The following is a 25706-nucleotide window of genomic DNA, read 5'->3' on the forward strand; positions in this document are numbered from 1 at the left end:
GAAGGGGAGAATTCGTATGGCGGACAAGGACTTCCGGCCACTGCTGGCCGATCTGGCCACCGGCGTGTGGCGGTTGAACAACAAGCTCACCGACAACGCCGCCGAGGCCGAGGCGGATCCGGCGAAACTGCTGCGCGCACTGTCCCGGCAGGTCACCTCGATGGCCGACGCCCTGGCGGAGGCCGGGATCCAGGTGCAGTCACACACCGGCGAACCGTTCGACGGCGGCCAATCGGTGCAGGTCATCGCGTACGCGCCCGCGGCCACCGCGGACCGGGAGCGGGTCGCCGAGACGATCATGCCCACGGTGTACGTCGACGGTCAGCTCGTGCAGATGGGCCAGATCATCGTCGCCACCCCGGAATCGGTGGAACAGTAGACAACGGACGTTGCGGCACAACCATTTTCGGAGGAGATATGGCACGGTCGACGGTTGACTTCGGAATCGATCTCGGCACCACCAACAGCGCCATCGCCGTCCTGCACGGCGTCGACGCCGAGGTGATCAAGAACAACGAGGATTCCGATACCACGCCGTCGGCGGTGTGGATCGACAAGCGCGACCGGCTACGGGTCGGCCGCGCGGCCAAGGAGCGCAGCGAATCCGATCCGGACAACACGGTGTCGGAGTTCAAACTGCGCATGGGCACCGCCGGGGAATCGGTGCGTTTCGCCGCCAGCGGGCGCGAACTCACCCCGCAGCAGCTCTCCGCCGAGGTGCTCAAGACGTTGTGCGCGGATGTGGACCAGCGGCTCGGCGAGAGCATCGAGGCCGCGGTGATCACCGTTCCGGCCGCGTTCGACATGAGCGCGTGCGACGCCACCCGCGCCGCGGCCGAAGCGGCCGGGTTGTGCTTCTCGCCGCTGTTGCAGGAGCCGACCGCAGCCGCGCTGGCCTACGGATTCCAGGCCACCGACGACAATGCCCGCTGGCTGGTCTACGACCTGGGCGGCGGCACCTTCGACGCGGCGGTCATCCAGTTGCGCGACGGCGAGTTCACCGTGCTCAACCACCGCGGCGACAACTACCTGGGCGGCAAGCTGATCGACTGGCGGATCGTCGAGGAACTGCTGATTCCCGCGGTGCGCGACGAATTCGGCATCGCCGATCTGACCCGTGGCGCGGCGCGGTGGCGGCCGGTGGTGAACAAGCTCAAGCTCGCCGCCGAGAAGGCGAAGATCCAGCTCTCGCGCGCGGCGATGGAGCCGATCGAGATCGAACTCGACAACGGCGCGGGCGGGCGATTCGAGTTCTACTACGAGTTGCAGCGCACCGATGTGGAGCGGCTGGCCGAGCCGCTGCTCACGCGCTCGGTCAACCTGTGCCGCAAGGCACTCGAGGAGGCGCACCTCGCCCCCGGTGATATCGACAAGCTGATCCTGGTCGGCGGTCCGACGCTGTCACCGTATCTGCGCGAACATCTCACCGATCCGGCTCGCGGCCTGAGCATCACGCTGGACACCAGTCAGGATCCGCTCACCGTCGTTGCCCGGGGTGCGGCGATATTCGCTGGGACGCAACGGATTCCGCAGACTTCCGCGCCGGTGGCCGCACCCGGCGGGTTCACCGTGCAGTTGGAGTATCAGCCGGTCGGGCCCGACCGCGAGCCGCTGGTCGTGGGCCGGATCACCGGAAGCGACGGCGCCGCGCTGGACGGCGTGGCCATCGAACTGGTCAACGCGGGCGCGCAGCCGCCGTGGCGCAGCGGCAAGATTCCCGTCGCCGACACCGGGGTGTTCACCACGACGCTGTGGGCGGAAACGGGGCGCACCAACACCTTCGAGCTCGAACTCACCGATGCCGCCGGACGTCGCCGGGAGATCACCCCGGGCACGCTGACCTACACCGTCGGCGCGGTAGAGACGCAGCCGCCGCTGATCCACACGATCAGCGTTGGGCTGTCGGACAATTCGACGATCCAGTTGATCGAGCGCAACACCCCGCTGCCCGCGCGGGCCCGCAAACGTCTGCGCACCTCGGTCGCGGTACATCACGGCGCGCAACGCACCGGACTGATCCGAATTCCCGTGCTGGAGGGCGAATATGCCCGCGGCGACCGCAACCGCACCATCGGCCATCTGGACATCACCGCCGATCAGATCGAGCGCAGCATCCCCGAGGGCAGCGATCTGGAACTGACCCTGGAGGTCGACGCCTCACGGATGCTGGTCGCGCGCGCGTATCTGCCGTATCTGGATGCCGAATTCGAGAACGTCATCGATCTGCACACCGAATCACGCCCGGACGCAACGCAATTGCGGCGCAGCACCGACGCCGAGTTGCAGCGGCTCGACGACGTCCGCCGCCAGCACGACGAATTCGGCAATCCGACCTCGGAACTGCTGCTGAGCCAGTTGGAGCAGGAACAGACCGTCACCGACACCCAGCATCTGGTGGCCGCGGCCGCCACCGACCCCGACGCGGCGATCGCCGCCGAACAGCGGTTGCGGGATCTGCGGGCGGCGATCGATCAGGCCGAGGACGAGCTGCTGTGGCCGAGCCTGGTGGCGCGGGCGAAGGAGACGCTCGAGTACACCCGGGTGCGGGTCAACGAGATCGGCGAGGACATGTACCGCCGCGAATTCGATCAGCACGAGGTCGCGATCCGCGCGGCGATCGACTCACACGAGCCGGATCTGTTGCGGCAGCGCACTTCCGAGCTCGCATCGATGGTGCGGCGGCTGCTGGATCGCACCGGCGAATTGCAGATCCTCATCTTCGAGGAACTGATCAAGTATCGCGCCGAGATGGTCGATATCGTGCTCGCCGATCGGTTGATCGCCGAGGGGCACGCGGCGTTGAACGCGCAGGAGATCACGCGGTTGCGCAATGTCAACGGACGGTTGCGGACGCTGATGGCGGATCCGCCGCCGGAGCCGGATCCGTTCAGCACGATTCGGTCGTTGTGAGGGATCGGCCGGCGTTCGCGGTGATCTGCCGGATGTGGTGATGTTCCGGATGCGCTGTGTGTCAGTGCATCCGGAACTTCTCGTCGGTCGATCGGGATTGACCCGAGTATTACGGCGAGCCCAGGCAGAGATAGGTCTTCATGAGTTCGCCCGGCGACTTGTAGGAGTACGTCGCGGTGACGCCGGATACGTTGTCGCACAGGGAGGACACGGGAACGCTGCGCAGTACCTTGTACTTGGCATCGGAACTGCCGCACGCGACGATCCGTACATCGTTGGCACCGGTCTCCTGGAGACAATCGCCGACCTTGGCGTTGTCCACGGTCCGAGAGGTGTCGGCATCCTTGTCCGCCAGGCAGAAGGTGACACCGTGGCCGAGTCCGGCACCGATCCCCTTGGTGGCCTTCAGCTCGAAGCTGTACGTGCGCTCGGTGCCCTTGACACCCTTGCACTCCATGTTCAGCCCGATCATGCTGGCCGTCTCGCGCCCCAGCACCTTGTAGCGGGCGGTCGCATCGGTACAGGCGACCTTCAGCACCGACGACCCCTCACTCCCGGTCAGGCAATCCCCGATCTGCGCGACGTTCACCGCATGCGCGGTATCGGCCCCTTTATCCCCGACACACACGGAATCACCGCTGTCGTAGTAGTCGTACTCGGTCCCCGCAACGTCAATACAGTCCTTCTGCGCATGCCCATCCCCCGCCCGATCGAGCACCACATAGGCCGCCGCCGAATCCGAACAGGACACCTTGTCGAACGAGTCCCCGTTCTTCTTCAAACAATCCCCATGCTGCACCGGCCCACTGACAGCACTACAAGCAACCAGAAACCCAACCACCGGCAACAACACGAACACCCCTGCGCCACAACGCATCCCCGCCCGCCACCGCCGAAACCCCGCCCTACTCATACCGCCACCTTCGGCAACCCCGCACAATCCGACGCATGCGCGCCCCGACAAGCCACAACACAACACAGCAAATACATTCGGTTGAACCCCCGAGCTGGAGACCCCACTCCACCGAGCGAGGCACATCATCCTGACGGGAGAACATTACCGACCCACCGCACCCACCCACCACCCAATTGCCCCAACCCTCACCAACCCCCGGCTACGCCAGATCCACCACCGGACCAGCGACGAATCCACCAGCTCGATAGCGACGAATCCTCCAGCACCCCTGCAACCAACCCACCAGCTAGGTAGCGGCCAATCCACCAGCGCCCGTGCAACCAACCCACCAGCTGGGCAGCGACGAATCCACCAGCTCGGCGCGGCAGACCACCGGCACCCAGCGACCAGTCCACTGGCGAGGTAGCGACCGACCCACCAGTATTCCGGCGACGAATCCACCAGCTGGGTAGCGACGAATCCTCCAGCACCCCTGCGACCAATCCACCAGCCAGGTAGCGACCAATCCACCAGCACCCTAGCGACCAACCCACCAGCTGGGCAGCGACGAATCCACCAGCACATGTGCGACAATGGCAGCACGTTCGAGACATCAACGTATTGGTCAGTGCTGTGCCAGGAGGTCGGATGCACACTTCATCGGGCCCGGCGCGGCCACGCAACGCCGAGATACTGGTCGCCGAGGCCCTGGAGGATACCCGGGTCGTGCTGGTCAACGGTGCTCGGCAGTGCGGCAAGAGCACCCTCGTGAAGGTGGCCGCGAAGGGGCGCGACGCCGAGTGGCGTGACCTCGATACCGCGCTCACCCGGCAGGCCGCCCTCGACGATCCGGACGGCTTCGTCGACTTCCCGGGACTGATGGTGATCGACGAGATTCAGCGTTCGCCCGATCTGTTGCTGTCGATCAAAGCTCAGGTCGACCGAGATCCGCGCCCCGGCCGGTATCTACTGACCGGATCGGCACGAGTGCTCGGACTGCGCGCGCTGCCGGACACCCTAGTGGGGCGCATGGAAACGATCGAACTGTGGCCGTTCTCGCAAGGTGAGATCGACGGCGCGACAGACCATTTCATCGATGCCGTATTCGCCGAGGGAGCCGATCTCCGACACACCTCCACGGTGTCACGAGCCGAGTACGCCGACCGCGTTGCGCGCGGCGGGTTTCCCGAAGCCGTGGCCCGCACGAACGACAAGCGGCGCCGAGTGTTCTTCAACTCCTACGTCAGCGATCTCGTCGCACGCGATGTTCAGCAGCTGTCCGAGATCGAGCGGACCACCGAGATACGCGCTCTCATCCAGATGCTCGCCGCACGCTCCGGGCAATTGTTGTCGACCTCGACGTTGAGCAGGGAACTCGGCCTGGCCACCACCACGATTACGCGCTATCTCGCGCTGCTCGAAGAAGTCTTTCTCATCAAGCGAATTCCGGCGTGGTCACGCAATATCAGCACCAGAGCGACCGCCATTCCCAAGGTCTCGTTCGTGGATTCCGGTATCGCCGCGAATGAGATCGGCGCCGACGCCCGCTCGATGCTCCGCCCCACGGGCCAGTTCGGGCCGCTGTTCGAGGGTTTCGTACTCATGGAACTCGCGCGGCAACTGACCTGGGCACAGGAGGATATCCAACTCTTCCACTACCGCACCAAGGATCAGGTCGAAGTCGATGCCGTCCTGGAGAATCGACGCGGCAAGGTCGTCGCCATCGAGGTAAAGGCCGCATCTACCGTGGGAACGAACGATTTCCGTGGACTGCGACACCTGGCCGAGCGCCTCGGCGACGATTTCCTGGCCGGTATCGTCATGCACACGGGGCAACAGACCTTGCCGTTCGGACCGAAAATGCTGGCAATGCCCGCCGCGGCCCTGTGGGAAGCGCGCGTCGCCGCAGTACCTCACAATGCCACTTGTGCGGCCACGCGACCTGTCTAACGAATCGTGTGCTCGATAACGCCGACCCCATCGATCTCCAGCCGCAGTTCATCCCCCGGGGCGAGCCAACGCCCCAACTCCATCCCACTACCGCCGGGCAAGGTACCGGTGGCGAGCAACTCCCCCGGATACAACTGCTCACTCCGGGAAACATGCGCGATCGCCTCGGCCACCGAATGCTGCATACCGCGAGTTCCAGTGCGCGCGAGGATGTTTCCGTTGATGCTCACCGTCGCGGTGAGCTGATCGAGACGATCCGCGACCGCCGCACCGGACACCGCGGTGGCCGACATCGACGACATGAAATGCTTGGACCGCTGCGGTCCGAATCCGGAACGCATTTCCGCCAATTGCACGTCACGAGCCGAGAAGTCGTTCACCACGACGACCGCACCGATCGCAGCGGCGGCCTCCTCGGCACTCGCGTCCCGCAGCGGCGCGGACAACACCACGCCCAGTTCCAGCTCGAAATCCAGTGCGCGACTGTAGGCCGGGAAGCCGACGGGGATGCCGGACGGGACGATGGTCATCGCATTGGACATGTAGTAGATCGGCTCGCGATACCACAGCGGCTTCGGCCGGAACATGGGGAAGGTCCGCCGCGTCAACGTCTCGTAGAGCTGCCCGACCCGATACCCGGCGGGCAGGAAATGCCGGGCCAGACCGCGCGCGGCGTCGATGGCGTGCTTCTCGAACAACATGAAATCCCGGAACGACACCGGGCACACCGGCAGCACGACATCGCCGTCACCCAGTCCCAGCCGCTCGTAGCGCGCGACCTCGAACTCCGCGTCGAATGCCGCGGGAATCGCGAAACCGCTTTCGGCAGTGGTGGTTCCGGCATCACCCCAGCCGGTTCCCGGATCGAGCTGGGTGACGATCCGACGTGCGGCGAGATCGAGCACCCGTCGCATGCGCGGTGTCGTATCAGCCGAATCCTGCTGTGCCACATCGTCTGTGGAACTCATGACGTCTCCGTTCTCGCCCGGCGCCGAGTTGGCCGAATCGGCTCGAACTCGGTGACGACGCGTCGTTCGTCGCGATCGAGGCTGCCGCCTGGACACACCACGATTACCGTTCGCACTGTCGGCCGGTCGGCGATCGACGGGCGCGGAATACCGGTCCGGGATCGGCGGCATCGCGCTCGACGTCGTGCGAATTCACCCCGCGATTATGGAGGATCGCCGGGGTCTTCGCACAGGGAGGCTGTTCCGACCGCGGCGACGAGTCGAATCACCTTCTGCTGCTGGCCTTTCGGAGCGATCGGTCAGCCCCGGACCCGCTGACGCAGGAACAGCGCGGCACGGTCGAGCGCCTCACCCGCCTCGTCCAGATCGTCGGTGAAGGACTGGAAGACGTGCGGCACCTTGGCGGTGATGTCGAGAATGACATCGACCTCGGCGTCGGAGGCGCGAACGGCGAGGCGGCGCGCGTCGTCCAGGAGCAGTTCGTTCGTGCCGACCTGCGCCAGGATCGGGGGCAGGCCGGTGAGGTCGGCGGTGACCACGGGGCTGAGCAGGGGGTTTCGGCGATCCGCGGCGACGACGTAGAGGCTGTTCAGTTGGTCGAGGCCCGCCCGGTCGAGCAGCGGATCCGCATCCACCTTGGTCCGCATGCTCGCACCGGCGCGGGTCACGTCGAGCCCCGGGGAGAACGCGACGATCGCCGCGGGCACGGGCAGACCGGCGTCGCGAGCGGCGAGCGCACCGGTGATGCTCAGGCCGCCACCGGCGGAATCGCCTGCGAAAGCGATGGATTCGGGCGCGTGCCCCTGATCGAGAAGTTCGCGGTAGGCCGCGACGACATCCTCGACGTCCGCCGGGAACGGGTGTTCCGGCGCCAGCCGATAGTCCAGTGAAATACCCGTGATCCCGGTTCGAACCACCAGGTTGCCGGTGAGTCCGAGCGCCGTGCGAGGCGACCCGACGACGTGCGATCCGCCGTGCAGGTACAGCAGGATCCCAGGACGAGCCGCGCCGGCCGGAGTGACCCGCAGACCCGGCCGACCACCCAGCGAAATTTCTTGCACCCCAATATTTTCCGGCACCGGCAGCGCGCCCATCAACTGCTCGAAGCCCGCCCGCGTCGCCTCGACGGAGTTCTCCCCGCCGAGACCCGCACCGGCCGCACGCAACTGCGCATCGAGACGTTCCCGCTGAATTGTCGACATCCGATTCCCTTCCGAGGTTGATTCCACTACAGTACATGCCATGGCAGATACTGCAAGAGAAGATTTTGCCGCCGCGGACGCACTCTTCACCGATCTCGTTCGCGCGCAGACGCGGCTCTACAACGCGGTCGCCGAACGCCTGAAAGCAACCGCGGGCATCGCATCCGGGCACTTCGAGCTGCTGCGATACGTCCGCGACCACCCCGACGCCCGCGTCGCCGACGTCGCCTCGACCTTCGCGATCGGCGTCGGCACCACCAGCAAGATCGTCGACCGCCTGGAGAAGAACGGCTGGCTCGAGCGCCGCCCGAACCCCGCCAACCGCCGCTCATCCCTACTCGCCCTGACCCCCGAAGGCGAATCGCAAGTCTCCCGAGCCGAACCGATCTGGCAATCCGCGATCCACGAAATCCTCACCCCCGCAATCCCTCCCACCCACCGAACAGCCCTGACCGAAGCCCTCGCAACCCTCCGCACCGACCTCGAACAACGCAACCTCGGCCTACCCACCGGGTGAAGCAGTCACGCGGAGCGCTCGATGGCGCGACACGGTCACCGGACGCCAGCAGGGGGACGATGCGCCGTCCCGGAAGTCGTTGCGACAGTTGAGCGGAATCGGTTTCACGCACCGGTTGGCAGCCTTCCGTACGCAGACGGCCAGGCCGCCAATGTGTTGCTACCCAAAGTCGTTATGCTGCAACGCTGGTCGTAGTTTCTGACCAGGATCAGCCTGCGACTCTCCAAATTCGACACCACACGCCGGACCTCGAAGCGGTCCAGCCCCGCCGCATGCCGAATCTGTTCTCTCGTAAGCATTCCCCCGGAACTCAGCGCCCGCAGTGCGCGAGCCTGACTCACCGAAAGACTTCCGGTCTGCTGAGGCATGGGGTTAATGTTGCGGCAGCGTGCCGATCGCGTCGGTTCGAAGTGGTGGGGCCGATCAAAGTTGTTTCATCAGTCCAGCATTCGAGCCGATTGGGCCGTAAAATCTGTGCCGGAGCGGCTCAGATCTCGAGCCGATCCGGTCCGAACTGGGGAAGGGACCACCGTGTCGAACACCGACGATCCGATATCGACCACACTTCCGCGCCGTGAGCTGGGGCGCGCGCTCCGCGACGCGCGTGAGGGCGCGGGCTACACGCTGGAGCACGCCGCGGCGCTGATGGAAATGGGTAAGGCTTCCCTCGGCAGACTCGAGCGCGGGGAGCTCGAGAAAGTCAAGACGTTGTACCTCGAGGCGCTGTGCAAGTTGTACGGCATCGAGGACCGTTCGGACGAGCTGAAAGCTATTGCCAGCGATTTCGGTTCGAAGTTGTGGTGGCACTCGACCAGAAATCTGCTTGATCCCGTATTTCGGACCTACATCGGCCTGGAGGCCGGTGCCGAGAAACTGTCGATTCTGCAATCGCTTGTCGTGCCCGGTCTTCTCCAGGTCGCCGCGTACATCCGGGCGATCGAGCAACCCTATTTCGACTCGGACACAGCCGAAGACGTCGACCGGCGCGTGAAGGTCCGCCAGCGACGGTCGGCCATCCTGACACGCTCCCAACAGCCCGTACAGCTCGATGTGATCCTGACCGAGGCGGTACTGCGGACAGTCGTCGGTTCGAAGAAGACCATGAGCCTACAGATGCGGCATCTGGCGGATACGAGCACACGCGACAATGTGCGGATTCGGATTCTCCCTTTCTCGACAGGCTTTCCCGTCAAGGCGATCCCGACGCCGTACACGATCATGAATTTCCCACAGAAAGGGTCGAGGCCCGGGGAACCATCGGTTGTCTACGCGGAGAACATCATTGGCTCGATATTCTATCAGGACGACAAAGACGTGCTGCGCTTCCGGGAAATCTACGACGATATCTGGAACGTCGCATTGGATGAAGGCAAGTCCCGTGAAATGCTGCGGCATGCAGCAAGGAGGTGCGAACAGTGACGATCGACGTGTCCGGTGCGAAGTGGTTCAAGTCGTCACGCAGCGGCCCAGCGAAAGACTGCGTCGAAGTCGCTTGGCTCGCAGCGGATTACGTGGGAGTACGTGACTCCAAGAATCCCGACGGGCCAGCGCTCGTGTTCACCCCTGGCGAATGGTCAACCTTCACCAGGGGCGTCAAAGACGGTGAATTCGACCGCTGACCCGGCTCGATCGATGTGAGGGTCCCGCTCGTGCGGGTTTGTGCGGCCGTCGCGATGCTCTGTGTGGGAGGTCGCGGCGGCCGTGGGGTCAGTGATCCTCTTGGAGCGCAGTGATTCCGGCTTGTAGTAGGGGTTCCACTGTGCCGCCGATTGTTTCGAAACCTTCGCCTACGGTTTGGCCGTTGAGGTGGCGGAAGTGGATGCCTTCGCAGATTACGGCGAGTTTGAAGGAGGCCAATGCGGTGTGGAAGGCGATGTGGGAGATGTCGCGGCCGCTGCGCTCGGAATAGCGTTCGCGGACTTCGGATTCGGAGAGTTGGCCGGGGGCGGCGGTCGCGTCGTTGATACCGGGGAGGCCCAGTGCGCCCATGCGCAGGTAGACCAGGAGGAGGCCGACGTCGGTGAGTGGGTCGCCGAGAGTGGCCATCTCCCAGTCGATTACGGCCGCGATGTGGCCGTCGGCGTCGACCAGGACGTTGTCGAGGCGGTAGTCGCCGTGCACGATTCCCGTATTCGACTGCACCGGAAGGTGTTTCGTGAGCAGGTCGTGCAACTCATCGGCGGCGGGCAGCTCTCGGGTGCGCGAGGCGTCGAGTTGCTTCTTCCAGCGGCGCACCTGGCGTTCCAGGAAGCCTTCGGGGCGACCGAATTCGGCCAAGCCGATCGCGGCCGGGTCGACGCGGTGCAGCGCGGCCAGGGTGTCGATCAGCTCCGTGGAGATGGCGCGGGTGCGTTCGGTACCCAGCGATTCGAGTTCGGCCGCGGTCCGGTAGGGGGTGCCGATGATCCGTTCCATCACGTAGAAGGGCGCGCCGATGACTTCGGGGTCCTCGCACAGCGCGAAGACCTCGGGGACCGGGACATCGGTGTCCGCCAACGCGGCCATCACCCGATATTCCCTGGTCATATCGTGTGCGGTGGCGAGTACATGGCCCAGCGGCGGGCGGCGCAGAATCCACGTCGAATGTCCGTCGGTGATCTCGTACGTCAGATTCGACCGGCCGCCCGCGATCAACCGCCCACTCAGCGCCCCCGCCGCCAGCCCCGGACGCACCTCGTTCAACCACGCGGTCAGCCGCTCCGGATCCAGCCCGGGTAGCTCCCCCGCCGACGTCTGATCACCCTGTTCACTCATCCGCGCAGTCTAGTGCGGGCGCCCGCCCGCTGTTCCGGCTTCACAGCCCTGTTTTCCACGCGCGACGCCCGGGCTCGAACCGCACCCGGGCGCGGTTCCGCAGAGCGGGCAGCCTCCGCGAACGAAGCACGGTCCGCGCGCGGTCGTCACGGCTGCGAAGCCCGATCAGCAGGCGGTCGTCACGGCTGCGAAACACAATCGGCAGGCAGTGGTCACGGCGACAAAGCACGAACGGCAAGCAATCCTCACGACGACGATGCGCGGTCGCGGGCAGTCGTCACGACGACGACGCGCGGTTACGGGCAGTCGTCACGACGACGACGCGCGGTCGCGGGCAGTCGTCACGACGACGACGCGCGGTTACGGGCAGTCGTCACGACGACGATGCGCGGTCGCGGGCAGTCGTCACGACGACGACGCGCGGTTACGGGCAGTCGTCACGACGACGACGCGCGGTTACGGGCAGTCGTCACGACGACGACGCGCGGTTACGGGCAGTCGTCACGACGACGACGCGCGGTCGCGGGCAGTCGTCACGACGACGACGCGCGGTTACGGGCAGTCGTCACGACGACGACGCGCGGTTACGGGCAGTCGTCACGACGACGACGCGCGGTTACGGGCAGTCGTCACGACGACGACGCACGATCAGCGGGTGGTCGTGACGGTTGCGAATGCTGCCCAGAGTAAAGGGGAATCGCAGAGGGAGTGGGTTTCGCGCCAGGCGGCGGCGCGGTCGCGTTGCCAGTGCATGAGAGTCGAGATCGGATCTGGGCTGTTGTGGGCGGTGTCGATGGCGCAGATGTTGTCCTGCAAGGGATGTCGGGTCGAGGGGGTGGCGGCGAAGCGTTCGAAGGCCAGGTCGGTGGGGAGGGGCCAGCGGCCGACGGTGATCAGTTCCGCGCCGCCGTTGAGCATCGCGGCGAGCAGGCCGAGGGGTTCGCCGAAGCGCAGGTCGCCGCCGCTTTCGCAGGCGATGAGGGCGACACGGCTGGGCATCGGCCACAGGTCGGGGCCGGTGTGCGGATGGTCGGCGAGGGTGTGGGTGCCCAGGATGAGGTCCTTCGCCGAGAGTGGGCGGTGGGTGCGTTCCGGCGGGGCGAAGCCCTCGGTGTCGGCGGTGCAGGTCAGGTGCAGGCGGGCGTCTTCGCTGCGGCCGGATTCCGGTGCGGCCGCGGTGACATGGCCGACGTAGAGCAGCCGAGATGCCCCGGCGCGCAAGGTCTCGCTCAGCCATCCTCGATCCTGATCCTGACGGCGGAAGATCTCGACCGGATCAGAAACCGCAGGTCGCAGGCAGTTTTCCAGGAGGTAGCGACTGATGTGTCGGGCGAGCGGCAGCTCCGGTGACATGCGGCCCAGGACCGAACCCAGTGCGGAATCGGCGCGGAATCCGGGCACGCGTGGGTCCAGGACCGTAACCACCGGCAGGTCTCGCGTCTCGGCCCAGGACCGCGCGGTGATTCCGGGCGCGGACACCAGACCGGCCGGGGCGAGCTGGCTCAGATCGGCGATATCGAGCAGGCGCAGACCCGGATCCGGGGCCAGCAGTTCCCAGGGAATCTGCGCGGTCCGGGGTGAGGGCTGAATTCGGATGTGGGGACGTACACCGCGCACGTACAGGTCGTAGAGCTGAGCGGCCAGTCGGTGTGGCAGGAGTGTGCGCGAGAGTGCCTGGGCCAGATCGTGTTCGGAGTTGTAGTCGGCCAATTCTCCTGTAGTCAGGGCACTTTCGATACCGGCGACCGAGGTGCCCGGAAGCGCGGCGCGGACGCGGGAGACGATCCGGTCCACCTCGGCACCGGGAATCACCCACACGCCGGCATCGGCGGAATCGTGCTGCCATCGCCACGACATGTAGAGCTCACCGGCATCGGCCATGCGCACCAGGACCGTCGGCTGACGTTCCGCGCTCACAGCGTCAGCACCCGGTCGTCGCGAATCCGGCGGCCGTAACGGCGTTCGGCCTCTGCGATGTAGTCCGCGAGTACCACGTGTCCGTCGGGTTCATATCGCAGCTGCGGCAGTGGTGAGATCGGGATCCCCTCTCCAGCAGCCACTTCCGCCAGTGCGGCGGCAAGGGTGAGCGGACCTGCGAGCGAGTCGGGTGGGTCCGGTGGTTCGGGCATATCCCAGTGTGCGGCCGGTGCGCCGGGTTCGAGGTCGGTGAATTTCACTGTGGCTCCGGCACACCGGGTTTCGATCAGGTCCGCGACGAGTCGTGCGTCACCGGCGCGGGCGGCGAGCCGGAAGGCGGAGCGCATGGCGGGTTCGGCGAGCTCGCTGTTCCAGCGGTGCCGCTGTTCGCCGCTGGGGAAGGTGTAGCGCACAGCGTCGATGGCCAGTGCGGACGGCACCGCCAGCAGCAACGCCTGCGCGAGACGGTGCGGGTCCGGCCGGGCGTCGTCCAGGGTCGCTTCGAGCAGTTGCGCGTACCAGAAATCGACCTGCGCGCAATGCAATCCCAGGCCGTGCCGGGCGAACACCTCGAACGATTCGGCGAACAAGCGGCCCGCCTCGTCTGACCTACCGAGCGTGAAAGCCGCCGAGGCCAAGCGAATTCGCGCCTCGGCAGCCTCCAGCACCGCACCGGCCGCGACGAATTGCGTCATGCTCTGTTCGAACAGCGCGTACGCCCGCGCGTGCGAACCATCCAGTTCGGCGACGAAACCCTGTGCCTTGAGCCCGATCCCGATGCGCGGCCCCAATCCGGAACGTTCGAAATATGCCTGACTCGCCGTGAGCGGCTCCCGCGCATCGTCCACCCGCCCGGACCTGAGATGCATGATGGCGAGGTTCTGCTGCGTTTCGGCGACACCGTTGTGATCCTCCGCCGCCGCGAAAGCCTCGAGTGCCTGCCCCGCGAAATCCAGGGCGAGTTCACCGCGTCCGGTCTCGAAGTAGGCCGCGGCCAGGTTCATCAACGGATTACCGGCCCGGTTCGGCGCGAAATACATTGCCGCATCCAGTGATTCGGTGGCCAGGTCGATCGCTTCGGCCCACTGCTGGCGATGGATCGCCACCGCGGTCGAAGACAGCAGACATGCCACCCGCAATTGGCCCTCATCCGGATCGTCGGTGAGCAGCGTTCGCGCCTCGTCCAGTGCCGCCTGCGCCCCATCGAGATCGCCGAGGTGCTGAAGCGCCTGAGACAAGTTGACCAGCGCAGTCGGTCGCATCGCACCGACATCGTCGGGCATCGCGTCCAGAGCGGTTCGGAACCAGGTCACCGCCCGTTGGTGATCACCGACCTCGTCAGCCATACGCGCCGCATTCACCATGGCAGACAATCTGATTCGGCCCGATGCGTCACGCGCTACGTCCTCGAAAATGCGCAATGCACCAGCCGCATCACCGCGCTGATAGGCCGCGGCACCCGCCTGAAGAGACTCGCGCCCATCGGACTCGGCATCGGTCATCCCATCACTCCCGCACTCCGCAGACAATCACGCCATAACCAGCAATTCGGCGGAAGAGCACGACTGTCGAGCCGCCCACTGAGAGTGGTAATCGGCAGTCGGCACCCGCCGGTCCGCACTCGCGAGTCGCCGGTCCGCACTCGCCGGCCGGCATTCGAAGGTCGCCGGTCGACACCACCAGTCGCTCGACACTCGCTGGTCGCCGGTCGATACTCGCGGGTCGGCACTCGCCGGTCGCGGGTCGGCACTCGCCGGTCGCGGGTCGGCACTCGCCGGTCGCGGGTCGGCACTCGCCGGTCGCGGGTCGGCGGTCGGCGGTCGGCGGTCGGCGGTCGGCGGTCGGCACTCGGCACTCGGCACTCGGCACTCGGCACTCGGCACTCGGCACTCGGCACTCGGCACTCGGCACTCGGCACTCGGCACTCGGCACTCGGCACTCGGCACTCGGCACTCGGCACTCGGCAGTCGGCAGTCGGCAGTCGGACGACCGTATCCGATGCCGCATGGTCGGAGATCTTCTGTGTTGCAACATGTATCAGAAGTCCGTGTCGGATGCGGCGGCGGCGATCTCGGCCAGCAGCATGGTGTCGTCGGGTGTGTCTGCCGCAGTGCGCAGGCGGGTGGTTGCGAGAGTTCGGATCTGCTCGCGTATTCGGGGGGCGTCCGGGGCTGCGGGATCGGGGTGGCCGATGCCGGGGACGTAGATGTCCACTGCCACAGTGGATTCCCAGCCTGGTGGGGCGGATGTCGTGCCGGTCCAGGTGTCGCCGGTGAGTGTCAGATCGGCCACGGTGGTGGCGGTGGTCGTGCGGATCAGTGCCCGAGGTCGGAGGTGGGTGGGGATGGTTGAATCGGGGTGTGACACTGTGGAATTCGTTGTGGGTGCGGATATCACGAAGATCTCGAAGGCCGTGTTGCCGGATTGTCGTCGCACTTCCCAGGAGACTGCTCGTTCGGAGGCGTCGACGAGGCCGGGTGGGCAGCGACGCCAATCCCATCCGCCGGTGCCGCGTGCCAGTACGAGGGCATCCGGTTCGGCGGCTCCCGGGCCTGCGGCCAGTGCGTAGTCGGTGGCACGATCCGACGTTACGGCGGGTGCGGGTTCATCCGGCGCGACCGCATCGGCCCCGTCCACGAGACGCTCGCACTCGACGGTCAGAGTGGCGATGTCGAGGTCGACAAGCCGCTGGTCGAGCGCCGGGATGCCGTCCAACGTGGAGGCCGGCCACCACCGCGACGCCCAGTGCGCATACCCGAGTTTGCGAGCACTGTCCCACAGTGCGGGAAGGCCCGGCGCGACAACCGATTCCGCTGCGATACCGGCGAAATCATCAACAGCCAGTGCGACCTGCTCGCCGTACACCGCCCAGATCCACTCCTGCGCGAGATCCACGTCCTCGAGCACAGCAGCCGGAATCGGTTGTGCGGCAAGCACACTCCACGCCAGATGCCCGCCGCGCACCTCCAAAACCGCCACATCCGGCGTCGCGTCCCCCTCCCCCGGCACCGGACCGTTCTCCGGTCCCACGATCAGCGTGCCCACCGGGCCGCCACGCACTAAGACCCGATCCGTCATCAGCTCGCCCTCGATTCCGTCGAATCATCCTGGGCACCTGCGAGATCAGCACTCAGCGCCTGTTTCACCCGCATCCGATGATCGAGCATCACCGATCTGGCGACGCCGTCGAGCACATCCCAGAATTCGCCCGTCTCCGACAGCGGCAACTCGCGCACGTCACGACCGTGCAACCGAACCCACAGCCGCCGCAGATACGGCTGCCACGGCGTGCGCAGATCCGCCGCCACCGCCGCCAGCGGACCGCCGGGGTCGTCCTCGGGCCGGACCGCGAGCCGACGCGCTTGCAGCACATAGGCTTCCCGCCGCCATCGCCCGTTGATCACCTGCCGCGCAACCGATTCGCCGGACGGATCGTCTCCGAGCGGCCGAAGTCCCAGTGCCAGTGCGACACCCGCCGCAGCCGCCAGCCGTAACGATTCGTCCAGCAGCGCCCACGGCGCACAACTGCGCGCGATCTCCGCCCCGACGAGATCGGGCACCGTGGGCAGGTCGGCCCGGTCCAGCGCCGCTTGCAGCACGGTGAAGACGCGTTCGTAGATCGACCGATCGAACGGCCGAGCCAGCGTGGCCGTGGACGCGGTCGATCCCAGCGGTGGCGGCGGCGGGGCCGGATGTTCGGTCAGTCCGAGATACTGTGCGCCGGGCGAGGTTTCGGCGAACCACAGGCGGATTCCCGAATGGGTTCCGGCGTGATCGGACAGTAGTCGGGCATGCGCGGCCCCGGCCCCGGACCGCGCCGACCGTCCCCGGGCGGCAGCGCAAGCGTCCAGCATTTCGATGAATTCGCCTGTGCGGTCCGGATATTCGGTCTCGACCAGCGGCCTGCGCTGCCATGCCACCTGGACCGCCCCGGTCAGCTCCCGCGTGCGAGCGGGTTCGGTGAGGTACTCCCGCAGGGCCCGAGTCGTGCGCCCAGCGGTGAACCCGTGCAACTCCGACAACGTGGCTTCGGCGATCCTCTTGCCCCGCAACCGATCCGGAGCACCACCGGTGCTCGCCAGCTCGAAACAGCGCTGGAAGTACAGATCCTGCGGATTCCCGTCGGTGATCCGCAACGTCCGACGCACCTGCTTGAGCAGCGTGAACCATTCGGCGGTGGCGCGCAGCACCGGAGCCGCCGCACGCAGCCGGGCGGTCACCTCGGCGACGCCCTCGGCCGTGAGGATCGGGCCCGCGCACAACGGATTCTGCACCGGTCGCAACACCAGCGGATCCAGGATCAGCTTGACGGTGCGACGCAACGGACCGCCCTGGGCCCCGCTCAACGCCGCCACACCGTCGAGGCCACGCCAGACCTCGTCCAGCACCGTATCCCGGGGGCGTCGCATCCGCTCAGGCTAGACGGTATTTCCGGGCGACTCCACCGGGTGGTCCGGGCACGGGTCACCCGACCGCGCGGCCCGCTCGACGCGCGAAACCTGGGATCGGTAGGGAACGGATCGTTCCTACATTTTCGACATCGGCTCCACCCCGCGAGCCACACCGAATCCGGAGGAACCCATGAACATCACGTCCGCTCGCCTGTGCACCACCGCCCTCGCCGCCTCCGCCGGCCTGGTCCTGGTCCTGACCGGTTGCAGCAGCGAATCCTCGCCCGCTCCGGCGGCGCACCCGACCACCGCGACATCCGCGACCGCCGCGGCGGACAGCTCGGGCCTGAGCGTCGACGGCAAGAAGGTCGCCGCGAATTTCACCACCACCTGCGCGGATCAGGGCGGTCTGCTCGCCCTGGCGCTGACCGACACCGCCAACGCCAGCTACGGGAATCTGGCCGTGGCCGCGACCGTATCGGGCGGCAATTCCGTTCAGGCCGTGAGCATCGCGGGCAGCAGGGGCGGTTCGTCGGGCCTGCCGTACGCCGTCGGATTCGGCAAGGGCCTGCCGGGTGGTTCGGCGTCGGTTACCAAGAGCGGCAAGACCTTCCACGTCACCGGCGAGGGTGTGGGCACCCCCGATCCGACCAACCCGACCGCACCGGCGCACTCCTCGAAGTTCGACATCACCTTCGTCTGCCCGACCGTGATCGGAGGCTGAGATGCGACGCACCATCCGGACGCTGACGCTGCTGGCCGGGGTGATCGCCGTCGGCTACTACCTCTGGCACGGCCTGACCTACCGGGCCGACGGTATCGACGGCGCGGTGCTGGGCTGGGTCGACTGGCAGATGGCGCTGCCGATCCTCGCCCTCACCTTCGTCCCGATCGTGTTCGCGTTCACCAGCACGGGGATGACCGAGGCGTTCACCGGCCTCGGTCAGGTACTCACCGGCCGCAACAGCACCGAATTCCGGGACGCCCCGGTCGGCATCGCGACGGTGACCGCCGTCCGCCAGACCGGGGTCAGCGTGAACGATCAGCCGCAGGTCCACCTGGACCTGACCGTCGAGGACGCCGCAGGGCACACCTTCGCCTCACAGGCGAAAATCATCGTCCCCCTCATCGAACTCGCGCTGATGCGCCCCGGCGTCGTGCTGCCCGTCCGCTACCTGCCCGGCCGGACCGACAAGGTCGAGATCGACCGCTCGGGTGATCAGGCCGCCGCCCAGCACGCCTGGAACGAGACTATGATCCGCCGCGGCTTCACCACCCCCGCCAAACTCGATATCGCCGCCCGCGGCATCCCCGCCCAGGCCGTCGTCCAATCCCTTTCCGTCCCAGGCGAAATCCGCGACGGCTTCACCAGGATCGCCCTCATCCTGGCGGTGACCAGGCCCGACGGTACCACCTTCACCACGAACACCGAGAAGTTCCTGCCACCCACCAGCATCGACCTGGTCCAGATCGGCCGCATCGTCCAGGTCCACTACCTACCCGGCGCGGAACAGGATGTCGTCCTGTCCCTCCCGGTCCAAACCTGAACCGGCACAACGAATTCCGCTGCATCTCGAGGGACGCAGCGGATTTCGCATGTCCAGCGACCACGCCGAACTCACCCGCGCCACAGAGCCTCGACGTCCGGACTCGGCCACATTCCCTCGGCTCGCACCGACACCGCAGCCGAGCACGCCAGCCCGGCCCGCGCCCAGGAACTCCTGGAACAGACCGACCACACCGTGGACCGCATCGCCCAGGAATCCGGTTTCGGTACCGCGCACGCGCTGCGCCGCCACTTCCACACCGTGCTGCACACCACCCCGGACGCCTATCGCAGGGCGTGGGAGCTCGGCGGATAACCCGACGCCCGTAAGTACCTGCCGGTCGGTATGGTTTCCGTTTCGAATACCCACGCCGACAACCGATCCCGAGCGTCGCGCCATCCTGCCATCGATATCGGCGGCCCAGGTCCACCGGGCTCGACAACGTGCCGGAATCACCGCTGGCCGGGCGGTCGCGGGGGCGATGCTACGCAGCTTACGCACCCGGGTACTCAGCCGAAACCGGTTGCGTCGGTGCGGTATACACCGCTCCGATACCACACCACCCCCGATGCCACGACGTCGCGGCCGATTCGCCGACGCTGCCCGCGCTGACCTCGCAGTTCACGGAAATCCTTTCGCGGGCAAGCGATTCAACCCAGAATGGTACCGGGCAGAACGGAATCACGAGGAGTCACGATGACCAGATATGCGCATTTTGTGGGTAGTGTTCCGACGGAGTTGATGACCGGAGACGGCGCGGTGCTGCGCTGGTTCGCCGACAGCAGTAGCGGCAATGTGACCGGACTGCCGTGCGACCTGGATCCGGACTGGATCATGCAGTACCTCCGTGACCGGGGCAAACATCAGGATGCCTTCGAGATCGTTCGCGGGGGCGACTACGCGGACTACAGCGACTTCCCCAGCTACGGCGTGCGCCGGGGCGTGCGGCTGGAACCGCGGCACGTCTCGATGGATCGGCTCGAGCGGATCGGCGCGGTGGTCACCGCCTTCGACGCCCTGCGCGAGACGCGACCGGACCTGCGGGACACGAAACTGCAACTGAGCCAGCCGAATCCGCTGGACCTGGCGATGTTCGTGTTCGCGGGCGCGGCGGTGTCGAACGGATTCCCGCTCGGCCCGGCGCTGCGGCGATCGAACCTCATCGTCGCCGCGCTGCGGGCACTGCCGGTGTTCACCCAGGCCGTGCTCGCGGAGATCGCCGCCGTCAACGACCGTTACGGCGACCGGGTGGTCTGGCAGGTGGAGTCGCCGTTCGCACTGCTGGGCATGGTCAAGGCCGACCAGCTGGGCTCGCGCTGGGCCGCCGCGCCGCTGCTGTCCCGCCAACTCTCCGGACTCCTCACCGGCATCCACGAACTCGGCGCGCGCAGTGTCGTGCACCTCTGCTACGGCGACTACCAGCACAAATCGCTGCTCAGCCCGCGATCGCTCGCCCCCGCTGTCACGCTGCTGAACCACACCGCAGGGCATCTGCTCGCCAGCGGCACTCCCCTTCCGGCCGTGCACATTCCGTGCGCGTACGGCAGTGCGCCCGCCCCGCTGGAGCCCGCGTTCTACGCACCGCTGCGTCGGCTGGACCCGGAATGGAAGATCATCGCGGGTGTCGCGTCCCCCGAAGCCGAGGCCGACAGCGCGCAGGCGCTGCGATTGTTCGAGGAAGCCGCCGGTCGCACCGCCTACGGGGTCGCGACCGCCTGCGGGCTCGGGCGCTGCAATGTTGCCGAGGCCCAGCGCGCCGCGGCGACGATGGCACGGCTGACCACCGAGGCCGCCGCCGCGTAGCGCGAATCCGGCGCGGGCCCGTCAGGGGTACCGACGGGCCCGCGCCAGGTATCAGGGACTTGCGGTTCCATCAATCACATTCCGCCGCAACGGATCTGCTCGCACCCGCCCGACCTGCGCACATGCCCGCGCGCACGACCGATTTCCGCGCTCCGGCGCACCGAAACGGACATACGTCGTACTATGGATGGGTCGGAAAGCGGGGTGATCCATGACGAACCAACCATGATCGCAACCCTTCCCACTGTCGTCTCCCGCCGCACGCGCTGAGCCGATCACCGAAATCGGCACTGCCACAACATAATGCGGCCCCAGCCGTCGTAATGCCTCGTCCCGGCACAATTGGCGGCCGCACACTCATGCCCTACGAGCTATTTTCTGGCAATCATTCGTACATTTGCGATTGCAATATAAATTGCTGTTCCCCTTGATGATTCAAGATCAGCGGTTAGGCTTATATCCCGTGCGCCGTCACATAGTTAACGAGCGGCTACGGAGGTTTGGGAATTCCGTCGTTCGACACAGGACTCGAGCCCGGCTCGGCCGCTAACGCGCGGCGCACGATCTTGTTCGCACGTTTCAGGGAGTTGCTATGGGGAACAAGGAAAATCCGCACGTTCTGGTGATCGGTGGCGGCCCGGCGGGTTCGACCGCCGCGGCGCTGCTCGCCCGGTCGGGCGTCGAAGTGACTCTCCTGGAACGTGATACGTTCCCGCGCTACCACATCGGGGAGTCGTTGCTGGCCTCGTGCCTGTCCACACTCCGGGTGTCGGGCGCGTACGACAAGGTCGCCGCGCACGGCTTCCAGATCAAGCGCGGCGGCTACTTCCAATGGCAGAACGACACCTGGCTGCTGGACTGGTCCGCACTGGTCGACGCCGAAGCCTGGTCCTGGCAGGTCGACCGCGCCGCCTTCGACGATCTGCTGCTGCGCAACGCCTCCGATCAGGGCGCGACGGTGATCGAACAGGCCAAGGTCACCAATATCGTGTTCGACGGTGAACGCCCCACCGCCGCGGAATGGGTCAAGGCCGGTGACGACACCGTGCACACCGTCGAATTCGACTTCCTCGTCGACGCCACCGGCCGAGATGGCGTGCTGGCCAAGCACTTCGACATCCGCCGCCAGCATCCGGCCTTCCGCAACGTCGCGGTCTGGTCGTACTGGGAGGGCTCGCACCTGCACCCCGACAGCCCCGAGGGCGCGATCAACGTGGTCTCCACCGAGGAGGGCGGCTGGTTCTGGCACATCCCGCTGGCCGGTGGCCGCAACAGCGTCGGCTACGTGGTGTCCGCGCGGCTGGCCGCGGAGAAGTTGCGCGGCAGCGATTCTCGCCAGTTCTACCTCGATTCCATCGCGGCCAGCAAGCCGATGACGGAGATGCTCGAGGGGGCGACACAGGTCGCCGAGGTGAAGGCCGAACAGGACTATTCCTATGTGGCGGACCGGTTCTGCGGTCCCGGCTACGTCATGGTCGGTGACGCGGCCTGCTTCCTGGACCCGCTGCTGTCCACCGGCGTGCACCTGGCCACCTACTCGGGGCTGGTGTCGGCCGCGGCGATCGCGACCACACTGCGCGGCGAGATGAGCGAGACCGACGCGCTCGCGTACTACGAGTACACCTACCGGCGCGCCTACACGCGGTTCCTGTCGCTGGTGTCCCGCATGTACGAGCACTACATCGGGTCCGAGGAGTACTTCGCACACGCGCACCGGCTCACCGATGTGCACGAGGGTGATTCGCCGGAGCAGTCGTTCACCCGCATCATGGCCGGGCTGACCGACGTCGGCGAGACCACCGGCGCGCAGGAACTGACCGGAACCGAGGTCATCGTCTCGGAGGCCGAACGCCTCGACACCGCACCGGATGTCGACGGGGTGAACGTGAAATACATGGGCGGACTGGACATGTCGCCGGTCTGGGACCACTGGCGCGACCCGTTGTCGGACACCGACATGGGCGATGTGCGGATCACCAACGAGCCGTTCGGTCTGACCAGCGCCCCCCGCACCGACGCGGAACGCGAAGCGCTGACCCGGCCGGTCCTACCCCCGCATCACGGCGCCGCGGCCGCGTTCTAGCGGCCACGTCACCAGGACTCCCGATGTGTACCGATCGACGGAGTCGGCCGTGACGCTCACCGCCCCCGGCCCGCTGGACGAACCGATGTCCGGCGGGCCGGGGTTCCGGGCGAACCCGGCCGCACAGATCGAACGTTTCCACCACCCCGCGACCCGGATCCTGCTGGCCAGCGAGGGCCTGACCACGACCGCGCTCGAACATCTCGTGGGCTGCGGGCTGAACGTCCGGGTGAGCACCCAGGACGAGATCCCCGCGGCCGCGTTACCCGCGTTCGTCGCCACCGCGCTGCGGCTGCGAACCACCGATCGCGTCGTGATCCGCCACTCGCGCCTGGTCACCCCCGAGCGGACCATATCCATCAATTACGTTGCGGCACCGGCACAATCGACCGATGCGAACGGACTGGCCGACCTCGACACCCCGATCGGCCACGGCCTGATCGCCCGCGGCCTGACCCAGCGCCGCCGGATCATGTGGGCGGGCACCCGAACGTGGCCGGACGGTCGCCCCTGCGCCGCCCGCGCCTACGTGATGTCGCTCGGCGGACGCCCGGTGAGCTGGATCCGCGAGGCATTCGACCCGGACGTCATCCGGGCCGAACACACCGCGGCCACGACACCGGAACCCGAACTGCACGACGAGCCCGGTCCCCCATGGCCGGGTCCGCCGGGTGATCCCACCACTACGTCCGCCGAAACACGCAGCGCCCCTGCATGATCCGGCAGCACACCTGGACGATCCCGCAGCGCTCGCATGAACTTGCCCCTGCACGATCCGACTACACACAATCCCCAACACACCCACATGACCACGCAGCACTTCCGCGCAATCACCCAGCGCGCCTGCATGATCCGGCAATGCGTCCACATGACCACGCAGCACTTCGACACAATCACCCAGCGCACCTGCATGATCCGGCAATACGTCCACATGACCACGCAGCACTTCCACGCAATCACCCAGCGCGCCAGCATGATCCGGCAATACGTCCACACGATCCGATGGCGCGCCCACGTGATCCAGCAGCGCATCCGCATGCCCCACAACGCATCCGCACCACCAGGCGGCACACCCGCATGATCGCGCGGTGCATCACATCCGCAATGCGCCGAACGATCCTGCGGTGCGCACGTTCGCGCACCGGTTCAGATCCGAGGAGTTACGAGAGTGAGTATTCCCACCGTCACGGTCCTGTTGGACCTGGTTCTGATCATGGCGGCGGCCCACGTCCTGGGATGGCTGGCCGAGAAGATCGGGCAGCCGCCGGTGATCGGCGAGATCGCGGCCGGAATTCTGGCCGGGCCCACCATCATCGGGCATCACCTGTCCTCGGTGCTGTTCCCGCAGGACGCCCGGCCGTCGCTGAATCTGCTGGCGAACATCGGGGTGGCGGTGTTCATGTTCGTCGCGGGGCTGGAACTCGATCGCGGCATCTTCTCCGGTGCGCGCCGGTCGATTCCGGCGATCTCGACCGCGGCCTATCTGGTGCCGTTCGCGCTGGGCACCGGTATCGCGATCAGCGTGCTGGCGCGCTACCAGACCGGTAACCGGCTGCACTTCGCGCTCTACATCGGCTGCGCGCTGGCGGTGACCGCCTTCCCGGTGCTGGCGCGAATCCTGCACGACCGCAACCTGGTTCACACCGAGATCGGTCAGCTCAGCCTGGCGTGCGCGGCGCTGGTCGACATCATGGCGTGGATCATGCTGGCGGTGGTGCTGGCGCTGGCGCATCCGGGCGGCGCGCAGTGGCGGCTGGTGCTGCTGATTCCGCTCGTCGGGGTGCTGTGGTGGGGGCTGCGGCCGATGCTGGGACGGATCTCCCGGGTCGGGACCGCCCAGACGATGATCGTGATCGGCGTCGGTGGCGCGCTGGGCGTCGCGGCGCTCACCGAATGGATCGGCTTGCATCTGATCTTCGGGGCCTTCGCATTCGGGGTGATCTTCCCGCGCGAACGTCGTCAGTCGGTGGAGTCCGGGGTGCGGGTGCTCAGTGCCGTGCTGCTGCCCGGATTCTTCGTCGTCGCGGGACTGGCGGTCGATCTGAGTTCGATCGATTCGACCGCGATCGGGGAACTCGTCGTCATCATCGCCGCCGCGGTGCTGGGCAAGATCGGCAGCGTCTATCTCGCGGGCCGCCTGACCGGGATGCCCTCGCGTCCGGCGGCGGCGGTGGCCGCGCTGCTCAACACCCGCGGACTGACCGAACTGGTGATCCTGTCCGTCGGGTTGACCACCGGATTGATCGGGCCCCAACTGTATTCGCTGCTGGTGGTGATGGCGTTGGTGACGACCGCCGCGACCGCGCCGATCCTGCGTCTGCTCGGCACCGCGCGCGGACCCGTCGAAACCGTGCCCGCGGTAGATGCCGTCCAGACGCCTAGCCGGTCCTGACGCGGCGCGGCGAATCGATGCGTCGCCGGCTCGTCAACGAGTGTGAATCGGACGATCACCCCACGGACGGGTCGACGAAACACCGTGTCGCGGCAACCGAATATGTTGCCGCACAAGCATATTCACACGGAATACGAGCGCCGGAACGGACCTCGGCGCGGCAGCGGGCCAGACCTCCGATGAGTGGCCCACTGCCACGTTCGCGAGCCCGCAAACGCCGTCGCTGCTATGTTGCTTGCGTGGGCGAAGCGCCAAGTACCGCACAATGGTTCAGCACATGCTGTCGATCGGTCCCAGCACCCGGCCGTCCGCACGCTACCAACGTGAGCGTGTCGGCGTGGCGCGCCCGCCCGAGTTGTCGTCGTATTCCAGTTCAT

22 protein-coding genes are annotated in these 25706 nt (G+C 66.7%); 14 read left to right on the plus strand and 8 right to left on the minus strand.

All coding sequences use genetic code 11. The annotated features are described in order from the left end of the window. The first annotated feature begins 16 nt into the window (after window positions 1-16). Both NRB20_RS17665 and NRB20_RS17670 read left to right on the plus strand, forming a co-directional pair. Entirely contained in the window at window positions 17-379 is a 363-nt protein-coding gene (locus tag NRB20_RS17665) for a hypothetical protein (protein WP_153411253.1), read from the plus strand. A 38-nt stretch (window positions 380-417) separates the two neighbouring features. Continuing rightward, entirely contained in the window at window positions 418-2910 is a 2493-nt protein-coding gene (locus NRB20_RS17670) for an Hsp70 family protein (RefSeq protein ID WP_153411254.1), read from the plus strand. Window positions 2911-3019: 109 nt separating this feature from the next. Here NRB20_RS17670 and NRB20_RS17675 read toward each other — a convergent pair whose 3' ends face one another. After that, window positions 3020-3823, minus strand: coding sequence for an LppU/SCO3897 family protein (locus NRB20_RS17675; protein ID WP_153411255.1), 804 nt, complete (start codon window positions 3821-3823; stop codon window positions 3020-3022). A 630-nt stretch (window positions 3824-4453) separates the two neighbouring features. Between NRB20_RS17675 and NRB20_RS17680 the strand changes: the two genes are divergently transcribed. After that, window positions 4454-5755 (plus strand): ATP-binding protein, encoded by a 1302-nt coding sequence (locus tag NRB20_RS17680; protein ID WP_153411256.1) that lies wholly within the window; start codon window positions 4454-4456, stop codon window positions 5753-5755. Here the strand turns inward: NRB20_RS17680 and NRB20_RS17685 are convergent. Both NRB20_RS17685 and NRB20_RS17690 read right to left on the minus strand, forming a co-directional pair. Continuing rightward, complete coding sequence (locus tag NRB20_RS17685; RefSeq protein ID WP_227833625.1) at window positions 5752-6723, minus strand: fumarylacetoacetate hydrolase family protein; 972 nt, start codon at window positions 6721-6723, stop codon at window positions 5752-5754. The genes NRB20_RS17680 and NRB20_RS17685 overlap by 4 nt on opposite strands. Window positions 6724-7022: 299 nt before the next feature. Then, window positions 7023-7925: an alpha/beta hydrolase gene (locus tag NRB20_RS17690; protein ID WP_153411257.1), complete on the minus strand. Its 903-nt coding sequence runs from the start codon at window positions 7923-7925 to the stop codon at window positions 7023-7025. Between the two features lie 40 nt (window positions 7926-7965). Here NRB20_RS17690 and NRB20_RS17695 point away from each other — a divergent pair, with 40 nt between their 5' ends. From NRB20_RS17695 to NRB20_RS17705, 3 genes are all read left to right on the plus strand, one after another. Continuing rightward, on the plus strand, window positions 7966-8442 hold the full coding sequence (locus NRB20_RS17695; RefSeq protein ID WP_153411258.1) for a MarR family winged helix-turn-helix transcriptional regulator: 477 nt from the start codon (window positions 7966-7968) through the stop codon (window positions 8440-8442). A 531-nt stretch (window positions 8443-8973) separates the two neighbouring features. Further along, window positions 8974-9861 (plus strand): helix-turn-helix domain-containing protein, encoded by an 888-nt coding sequence (locus NRB20_RS17700; protein ID WP_194289902.1) that lies wholly within the window; start codon window positions 8974-8976, stop codon window positions 9859-9861. Further along, window positions 9858-10061: a DUF397 domain-containing protein gene (locus tag NRB20_RS17705; protein ID WP_319945049.1), complete on the plus strand. Its 204-nt coding sequence runs from the start codon at window positions 9858-9860 to the stop codon at window positions 10059-10061. The genes NRB20_RS17700 and NRB20_RS17705 overlap by 4 nt, the downstream gene beginning before the upstream one ends. Window positions 10062-10149: 88 nt before the next feature. On the opposite strand, the gene NRB20_RS17710 is transcribed toward NRB20_RS17705, so the two are convergent. From NRB20_RS17710 to NRB20_RS17730, 5 genes are all read right to left on the minus strand, one after another. Further along, window positions 10150-11196, minus strand: a complete 1047-nt coding sequence (locus NRB20_RS17710; protein WP_153411260.1) for a phosphotransferase family protein — start codon at window positions 11194-11196, stop codon at window positions 10150-10152. 648 nt (window positions 11197-11844) lie between these two features. After that, window positions 11845-13077, minus strand: a complete 1233-nt coding sequence (locus NRB20_RS17715) for a CHAT domain-containing protein (RefSeq protein WP_153411488.1) — start codon at window positions 13075-13077, stop codon at window positions 11845-11847. Window positions 13078-13109: 32 nt separating this feature from the next. Continuing rightward, window positions 13110-14615 carry a tetratricopeptide repeat protein gene (locus tag NRB20_RS17720; protein WP_153411261.1) on the minus strand — a complete coding sequence of 502 codons (1506 nt, stop codon included), beginning with the start codon at window positions 14613-14615 and terminating at the stop codon, window positions 13110-13112. A gap of 535 nt (window positions 14616-15150) precedes the next feature. Then, window positions 15151-16191, minus strand: coding sequence for a hypothetical protein (locus tag NRB20_RS17725; protein ID WP_153411262.1), 1041 nt, complete (start codon window positions 16189-16191; stop codon window positions 15151-15153). Further along, window positions 16191-17522, minus strand: coding sequence for a hypothetical protein (locus tag NRB20_RS17730; protein ID WP_153411263.1), 1332 nt, complete (start codon window positions 17520-17522; stop codon window positions 16191-16193). The genes NRB20_RS17725 and NRB20_RS17730 overlap by 1 nt, the downstream gene beginning before the upstream one ends. 172 nt (window positions 17523-17694) lie before the next feature. Here NRB20_RS17730 and NRB20_RS17735 point away from each other — a divergent pair, with 172 nt between their 5' ends. The 8 genes from NRB20_RS17735 (at window position 17695) to NRB20_RS17770 (ending at window position 25329) form a co-directional block, all read left to right on the plus strand. Beyond that, on the plus strand, window positions 17695-18228 hold the full coding sequence (locus tag NRB20_RS17735; RefSeq protein ID WP_153411264.1) for a lipoprotein LpqH: 534 nt from the start codon (window positions 17695-17697) through the stop codon (window positions 18226-18228). Window position 18229: 1 nt separating this feature from the next. Further along, entirely contained in the window at window positions 18230-19051 is an 822-nt protein-coding gene (locus NRB20_RS17740; protein ID WP_153411265.1) for a hypothetical protein, read from the plus strand. A 111-nt stretch (window positions 19052-19162) separates the two neighbouring features. Beyond that, window positions 19163-19366 carry a helix-turn-helix domain-containing protein gene (locus tag NRB20_RS17745; protein WP_319945110.1) on the plus strand — a complete coding sequence of 68 codons (204 nt, stop codon included), beginning with the start codon at window positions 19163-19165 and terminating at the stop codon, window positions 19364-19366. Between the two features lie 381 nt (window positions 19367-19747). Then, entirely contained in the window at window positions 19748-20854 is a 1107-nt protein-coding gene (locus NRB20_RS17750; protein ID WP_153411267.1) for a hypothetical protein, read from the plus strand. 592 nt (window positions 20855-21446) lie between these two features. Next, window positions 21447-22937: a flavin-dependent monooxygenase QhpG gene (qhpG, locus tag NRB20_RS17755; RefSeq protein ID WP_153411268.1), complete on the plus strand. Its 1491-nt coding sequence runs from the start codon at window positions 21447-21449 to the stop codon at window positions 22935-22937. A gap of 49 nt (window positions 22938-22986) precedes the next feature. After that, on the plus strand, window positions 22987-23655 hold the full coding sequence (locus tag NRB20_RS17760; protein ID WP_153411269.1) for a hypothetical protein: 669 nt from the start codon (window positions 22987-22989) through the stop codon (window positions 23653-23655). Window positions 23656-23742: 87 nt separating this feature from the next. Further along, on the plus strand, window positions 23743-24018 hold the full coding sequence (locus tag NRB20_RS17765) for a hypothetical protein (protein WP_153411270.1): 276 nt from the start codon (window positions 23743-23745) through the stop codon (window positions 24016-24018). Between the two features lie 87 nt (window positions 24019-24105). Further along, window positions 24106-25329 (plus strand): cation:proton antiporter, encoded by a 1224-nt coding sequence (locus NRB20_RS17770; RefSeq protein ID WP_153411271.1) that lies wholly within the window; start codon window positions 24106-24108, stop codon window positions 25327-25329. Window positions 25330-25706: the final 377 nt, after the last annotated feature.

Source organism: Nocardia macrotermitis (genome assembly GCF_009604405.1).
Taxonomy (GTDB): domain Bacteria; phylum Actinomycetota; class Actinomycetes; order Mycobacteriales; family Mycobacteriaceae; genus Nocardia; species Nocardia macrotermitis.